Below are 6739 nucleotides of genomic sequence, written 5' to 3'. Positions count from 1 at the left end.
CGACATCCGATCAGCTGCTGTGACGTGCGAGTAGTGAGTTCCCATTTGGGCGGCACCTTACAGGTTGCGCCGTGTCGCACTTCAAACTTGAGGCCGCCTAGGTCCTCCAGCTAATTTTCAACTATCCGAGCATAGTGCTGAGCCCCGAGATGCGGAGATTCGTGGATGCGGCTGGGGAACAGAAAGTCTTCCGCGCGGACAGACGACTGTTGGATCGAAGCAGCGACAGCCTCCCATGTAGCTAGCGTGATCTCAATTTGCACCGGGCGGTGGGTCTCGTGCTGCATCACGGTTGCGCGAGTAGCCAACTGTCCTCCAAGGCATACATCGCGAACTTTCAGGGACACAAAACGGTAACTTACACGGTTTCCTAATGCGCTGCCATCGAGTCGAGGAACCAATATCGTTCAATTCCGTGGCTCGCACAGGCACGATTGTTTTGGTGTCCTACCGGACGGCATGTTCGCTACACTGCGGCGCCTAGGGTTCGTCGAGCGACTGACAGCACGCGGCGCGCAGCCGCGCAGCGCCCATTTGCCCTAGCCAACATCGGTCATTGAACCGCAAGCATCTGAGGTGCGCGAGTAACGATGACTTGGATGAACGCAGTGCATTCCAATACGTCGTTCGGCCCCGCGAACAATGGCGGTTTTGTGGACTACAGATTGGTCTAGGCCACTCGTCCACTCTGCAGGTAGCCCAAGTGAGCACGAGGATGCGATGGCACTGCTCCTGCTCTCTTTTGCATCTGCGCGACTCGTTCTCAGCGTTTTGGACTCGAGCTCAGCCCTCCACCGTTGTCATTTCGACAATCTTCCCAAACTCTTGCAAGACCTCGGGATAATTGGTCTGCATGTGCCGAAGGACGCGGGCATTGTCGATCAGCTTGACGATGTAGCTGCGCGCGATCATCAAATTCAGCATGTCCTCGCTATGGGACTGCTCCGCCAGCTTATATTGGCTGAGCAAGTTAGACATCTCGTTTTCCATGCGCGCCAATTGCTCCTGCGATAACGGCACGGCGCGCAACTCTTTCTTTCCCGCCACTAGCATTTCCTCTGGCGTGGCAGCCAGCAGGGCGCGGGCGTAACTGGTGGTCAATGTATTAGCGGCTACCATGAGTTCAGCACATTCCACTTGGCGAGTGGGCTTCATGCGCCGCAGAACTGGGGTCAACTCCGTTGAGAAGTGGTGGTCCTTGAGAATACTGATCACTTCCTCGCAAATTCCGTCGAGAAGATGACTCTTCTTTTGAAGCAGGCTCACATCGAAGCACAGTCCCCTCGCGAGCCGCTCCGCCGAGATACCCCGGTCGATCGCGCGGCGAATCATGACGTGTTCTTGGATCGTCGAAAGACGGTTAAGCTGATTGTTGTAAGTAAACGACTCGTCGTCTGTTGACACAAGACATGGGATCTCAGGCAGCTCCAAGTCTTTGATAGCCATGAAACGCAGATGGCCATCAAGGATGAGATGTTTCGACGTTCGCCGATCGACCGCAGTGACCATCAGTGGCTCGATCAACCCAATTTCAGCGATGGAGCCCCGGATCTGTTTGAACTTGTGGGTGCTCGTCAAGCGCATATCCAGCTTTACTGACGGCAGAAGGTTGTCAGGCTCCAGCATCAAAGGTTTGGGCAAGAACGCCAGTGCCACCGAGGTCACAGCCCACCTCCGTTGCTGGAGACGCGTTCTGCTAGGTACTTGGGAAGCGTATCAAGTCCTTCCAGTCGCAGGATATTCACAAGAGCATCGTCGGCCAGCATCTTTCGCAATGCCCCATACACGAAGAACAACTTCTGCTGCACAAGCGAGGACTTCCTGACCATCACACGTTGGCGCTCAACTTCGGTCTTGTATGCGCGCACCAAACTGGTTGAGGTGACGTCTGTAGATCTCCGCGGTGTCGACCGTGCCATCGATCGACCGAGAAAATGTCGCCGCTCCACCAGTTTCTTGGCGTAGAGCAGTTGACGCCCTCGCAGCTCGCCCGACTCGTAGGCTTCCTGCATTGCCACTTGCACCGCCTTGTCGTCGTCGCCCGCGTGCACAATCAAGATGGCAACAGTGATCGGCATCTTGCCGCGTTCGACTTCAACCAGCAGCCGCTCCTCGCCTTTGTCCACCAGTTCCAAAATTCGACGCACGTAGTTCTCGTGCACATTGGTCTTGCGGGAGATGTCCTTGATCGAGTGACCTTTTTCACGTAGCAGTGAGAGGCCACGCAGAAGCTCCAACGGCTGATGGCGTCGCCGCGCGACGTTTTCCGCTAAGCTCATGACAAAAGCATCCTCGTCGGATACAGTGACCACGAGCGCTGGAATACGTTGCTCTCCCAACTGCTGGTAAGCTTTGTAGCGACCTTCTCCGCAAACTAATACATACCTCTCCGCTCCGTCTTGTCCGGGCCTTGGCGTAACCGTAATGGGCTTCTTTAACCCGAGTGCGCCAATGTTCTCAACGACGACATTGAACTTTCGCTGGTTTCGCTCGCGCGGATTGAGGACCTCGATGCGGTCCATCGGAATCATGCGCATCTCAGGCATTAGCAGCCGGCCGGTCATGCAGCCCTCCGCAGGCGCGATCGCGCCGCCATGCCATAGAGGTAGTCCAGGTCGTCGAAACGGTAAGTTTCAAGCTCGACCGCATTGCTTTCGCACAAGCTGATGCCTGGACAGCCGAAATCTAGGCGCGGGAGCAGGTAGTAGTCGATCGCTGATTTATTGCTTTCGTCCAATCGAACCGCGACCGTGAGGTCCGGCCTCAACCCGGTGTCAAATCGCATCTTCCAGAACAGACGCCCTGATTCCCGCCGCCTGCAGCGCGCAAGGATGATCGACACGCTCAACTCTTCGTTGACGTAAAGCAGGTCAGTCTGCACATCACGCCGCACACTGCCGCCTACAGCCTCCATCTGCTTCTCCGTTTGCAAAACGATGCTCGGATGCATGCGCCGCAAATGCCTATTGATCTCGACATAGCCAAAGTCGCGCGAGGGGACGAAACCAACCAGTTGGTATGCCCTGACCAAGCTGCCGAACCGCTGTGCGTACACGGATGTGGAGGGCATTCCGTCAGCGGAGTTGATGATGACACCAGACAGTGCGCGGCGGCTGTTGTGTAGACTGCGCAGGCGCTCGAGCAGTTCTTCGTCGGAGTACCGGCGTGAACGTGCACGGATTATTCCTTGGGCCGTGTAGAAGTCCTCGCGCGGAACGATGGCCTGAAATGCGTCCTCCTTGCGAATCCACATTTCGGATGGGTTTACCACCCTAAGCTTGCGTAGCTTAAAGGACACCCGGTTATATACGTTGCTGCCGATGTATTTTTCGTTGATGAGGACCTCGTGCACTGTCGCCCTGGTCCACTCGCGGCCCAAGTCGGTGTGGATAGCGGCCCTGTTCAATTTGCCTGCAATCTCGGACTCTGCCAACCCGTCATGGACGAACCAACGGTAGATGGTCCGGACGATCTGAACTTCGTCGTCCGGTCCTGGGACAAGAACAACGCGGTCGGTTTGAAGGCTCTTGTGCTCGCCGCGGGCCAGTTCTGTTTTGAACGCTCCAGCTTGGTCGATCAGGTTCCGGCGCAAGCCGAATCCGGCAGGTCCACCTTGTCGAAATCCTAATTCGACGAGTCGACACTGGCCTGCAAACACCTTCGCCGAGAGTTCGCGGCTGTACTCCCCAGCCATCGTTCGCTTGACGCTTTTGACGATGGTAGAAACCGGTGACCCGTCGTTCTCAAACTGTTCTGCACAATAGACCACCCGAATTCCGGCGCGTTTGCAAATGTACTCATAGTAGGCGCTTTCGTCCGCATCCTGGAACCTTCCCCATCGACTCACGTCATAGACCAAAACTGCGGTGAAACCCGCGTTGCCCGACTCCACGTCCCTGATCAGTTGTTGCAGCGCCAAGCGCCCTGCAATCCGCAGGCCGCTCTTGCCCTCATCGGCATAGGTCCGCACGACTTCGAATCCGCGCTGCTGCGCGTACTCTCGGATGCGCTCTGCTTGGTTGTGAGTTGAATACTGCTGATGCTCGGTGGACATTCGCACATATTCCGCTGCCCGCACCCTTGGCATACTGGCTTGCGCCACCGTGACTTCACTGGTATCCATGCTGCACTCCCGAACGTGGTTCTGTCAGTCCGCCATCTAGAACCTGTGTCTAACTCAATGCATCGTGGCGAGAAGGCCGCCGCGGCGTCACAGTAGCAGGGCTGCGTTGAGCTGGCGATGAAGTCGTCTCTTTGCAATCAGGTGCGGAGCGCAGTGGTACTAGAGCACTAGGTCAAGTTGGACGATCCACTCGCGACGACCTGCCCAGCTGTCGGGAGCAATCGCGGTGAGCTTGAAGATGCCGGACACGGGCATCTCACCAGTTGACGTGTCACTGTTTGCAATCGGACGGCCTCTCTTCGCGTTGCGCAAGCGCTGCCGCGCACGATTTTGTGCGGCATAGTCCGGGTGAGTGTCTCGATATTGCCGCCAATAGTCACCATTGGCACGGCGCCAGCTCGCCTGCGCCCGTGCTTGGTTTTGGTGGTAGTCGGGGTCTGTCTTGCGTTTGGTTATTTGCCACAGCCGCTTTCGCGATTGCTGACATTCCTCCTTGGAGCAATACAGCTGCCTGGGTGACTGAGGCCGAGGCACGAAAGCCTGACCGCAGGCGGTGCACCAGTGTTTGTCCATGGCGACCTCCGTTTACTGTGTACCTGACGATTTGGCGCCAAGCTCCTCGGCAGCGGAACAGCGTAGACATCAGCCTTCCGCTACTGCTGAGCCACTCAGCCTGGTCGCTTACAACAGGCTCGTCGGCATGCGCGGTGCGGGTACGTTGCGCGCGTGGGTAGTGCGTCCGTTGGGTAAGCCGTAGGGGGCGGATTTCCGTAGAGAATGAAGCAGAGCTGCTAACGCAGCTGCAAAGAAGGTTTTTCCTTTTTAGCCTATTCCTGCATTGCATAGACTTGAAAAACTCAGTGGTGCGTCACACGGCTTCAGCTTGTTATCACACAATTCCCAGCAGCCGATGTGCCGACACTAGAAAACACCCTGCGCATAGCCTCTCGTGAGGAAGTAGCCTAAGTGCCAAAATAAATCGTCCTTCGGGAAGGTTCAAGCACCGGTCCAATGGCTCGCGCAGTCGAAAGAGCAAAGCTTGATGCGCGTTGGTGGAAGATACAGCCTGGTGCATTGGCTTCAGATAGTGTCTTTGTCTTGTCTAGGAGGACGCGGGCGCCATGGCGGCCGTCCTTGTTACGCCGCAAACCGGGCATGGTTGAGCTTCGGCGCTCGGTGTGATGTAGCTGTCGCCGTGCCAGTCCAGCTGTCCGCGCTGATCCCAAAACAGGACACGGAGTTCGGGTGAATCAGCTAGCCCCAACCGCAAGAGTGCGTTATGGTACAAGCAGGCCGACGAATGCTGTATCGGAGCCCGCTGTTGTTGGTTGGTACTGCCAGAAATAGCCAATTCGAGAACCAACGCGGCTTTAAATTTTGACCAACTCGGATAGGAAAAGTGCTGGGCAAAGCGCGTCAGCGTCGCGGGTGAGCTATGGGACTTAGCGGCAACACGGTGCATTGTGCTTGTGGCCGCTGCCAAGGGATGGGTCAGCACAAACTGCGCAACGCTTCGCAAAACGAGAGGAAGTCTACAAAGTTGCGATCTGATCGATGATAGAACTGACACTTTCTTGTCGCCCCAACACTTAGCCTGTGCAGGCAGGTGCTTTATTTGTTACGGGAACATTCTCGATTTTGAATGAAATTGAAGTATGTGGAACTACTCCTTTTTGTCAAAAGAGGTCCAAGCTCGAAGCGCGTTTAATGCAACAGGGGATAGCACGCGAACATACACGCCGCGTTGGGATGACTTTGCTGACTTCATCCACTCTGCGAGTGGCGTACCGCGCTTGCTCAGGTTGCAGCCTGTGCAGGCAAGTCCCACATTGTCTACCGTTGACATTGGACTAGCATCATCAATGCACTCCCACGAAGGCTGAACCATACGATTACCGAAGATCGCGAAGTCTCGTCTGCAGTAGATGCATCTGGTATCGCGCAAAATCACTGCTTCTGCCACGTCGCGCGGCACACCCCGACGCCGAGCGGCTCGCAGCAACGCCAGCCTTGCAAATACCCGCAGCAGGGTGGAATCCTCTTCAAGCAAAGTGCTCAGCCACTGAGAAGAAAGTTTAGAGCTACCGCCATTCGATCGAGTCTTTGCCGTTGACTACTTGCTACGCCCTCTGAAAATGCAGCCACCTTTTAGTGGGGCCTTCGCAAAACGCAGACGCATCAACGGACCCGTCTGCGGGTATGCAGTAATGTAGGGAAGCACGGTGGGAATAGCCGTCAAAAAGTAGATGTCCGGCCATCGTAGCCAACTCGGCGGCCTCCTGTCCATCCCCCAAGGACTGCGCGGCCAGTCCATCTTCGGACCGTCTACCACTAGACGGTAGTACGGCGCCAGCCAGCGCGTCTTGCGATCCATGTACAAAGACACCGTGTCCGCCTGTCCGCCGCGAAGCTGGCAGTATCAAAGGTCTTGGTGGCAACGCTCGATATTGGACTTCTGTGTCGGTCTGAGCCTCCGGGTCACCTTCTCAGTTCTAGCAGGCTGCTCAAATACCGAGGTCCCTGCCGCGTGTCCTGATCCGCAAGCGGTAGCGCGCAGGACAATGCGGCATGCGCGGATCCGACACCTTCACCGAAAGCCTGTTCAGCATCAAGAAG

General features: G+C 56.3%; 5 protein-coding genes. All 5 read right to left on the bottom strand.

Annotation, left to right across the window (positions count from 1 at the left end; all coding sequences use genetic code 11):
* Positions 1 to 783: 783 nt before the first annotated feature.
* Positions 784 to 1665 carry a plasmid partitioning protein RepB C-terminal domain-containing protein gene (locus tag ASF43_RS17030; protein ID WP_056183602.1) on the bottom strand — a complete coding sequence of 294 codons (882 nt, stop codon included), beginning with the start codon at positions 1663 to 1665 and terminating at the stop codon, positions 784 to 786.
* Positions 1662 to 2564, bottom strand: a complete 903-nt coding sequence (locus ASF43_RS17025; protein WP_056183600.1) for a plasmid partitioning protein RepB C-terminal domain-containing protein — start codon at positions 2562 to 2564, stop codon at positions 1662 to 1664. The genes ASF43_RS17030 and ASF43_RS17025 overlap by 4 nt, the downstream gene beginning before the upstream one ends.
* A complete protein-coding gene (locus ASF43_RS17020; protein WP_056183598.1) occupies positions 2561 to 4123 on the bottom strand; it encodes a recombinase family protein in 1563 nt (520 codons plus the stop codon). The genes ASF43_RS17025 and ASF43_RS17020 overlap by 4 nt, the downstream gene beginning before the upstream one ends.
* 159 nt (positions 4124 to 4282) lie before the next feature.
* A complete protein-coding gene (locus tag ASF43_RS29915) occupies positions 4283 to 4696 on the bottom strand; it encodes a hypothetical protein (protein WP_082497927.1) in 414 nt (137 codons plus the stop codon).
* A 529-nt stretch (positions 4697 to 5225) separates the two neighbouring features.
* Positions 5226 to 5693 (bottom strand): MurR/RpiR family transcriptional regulator, encoded by a 468-nt coding sequence (locus ASF43_RS32300; protein WP_162241821.1) that lies wholly within the window; start codon positions 5691 to 5693, stop codon positions 5226 to 5228.
* Positions 5694 to 6739: the final 1046 nt, after the last annotated feature.

It is taken from the genome of Pseudorhodoferax sp. Leaf267, assembly GCF_001422405.1.
GTDB lineage: Bacteria > Pseudomonadota > Gammaproteobacteria > Burkholderiales > Burkholderiaceae_C > Pseudorhodoferax.
The sequence above is the reverse complement of the archived record's forward strand: the minus strand, read 5'-3'. Positions and strand labels throughout refer to the sequence as shown.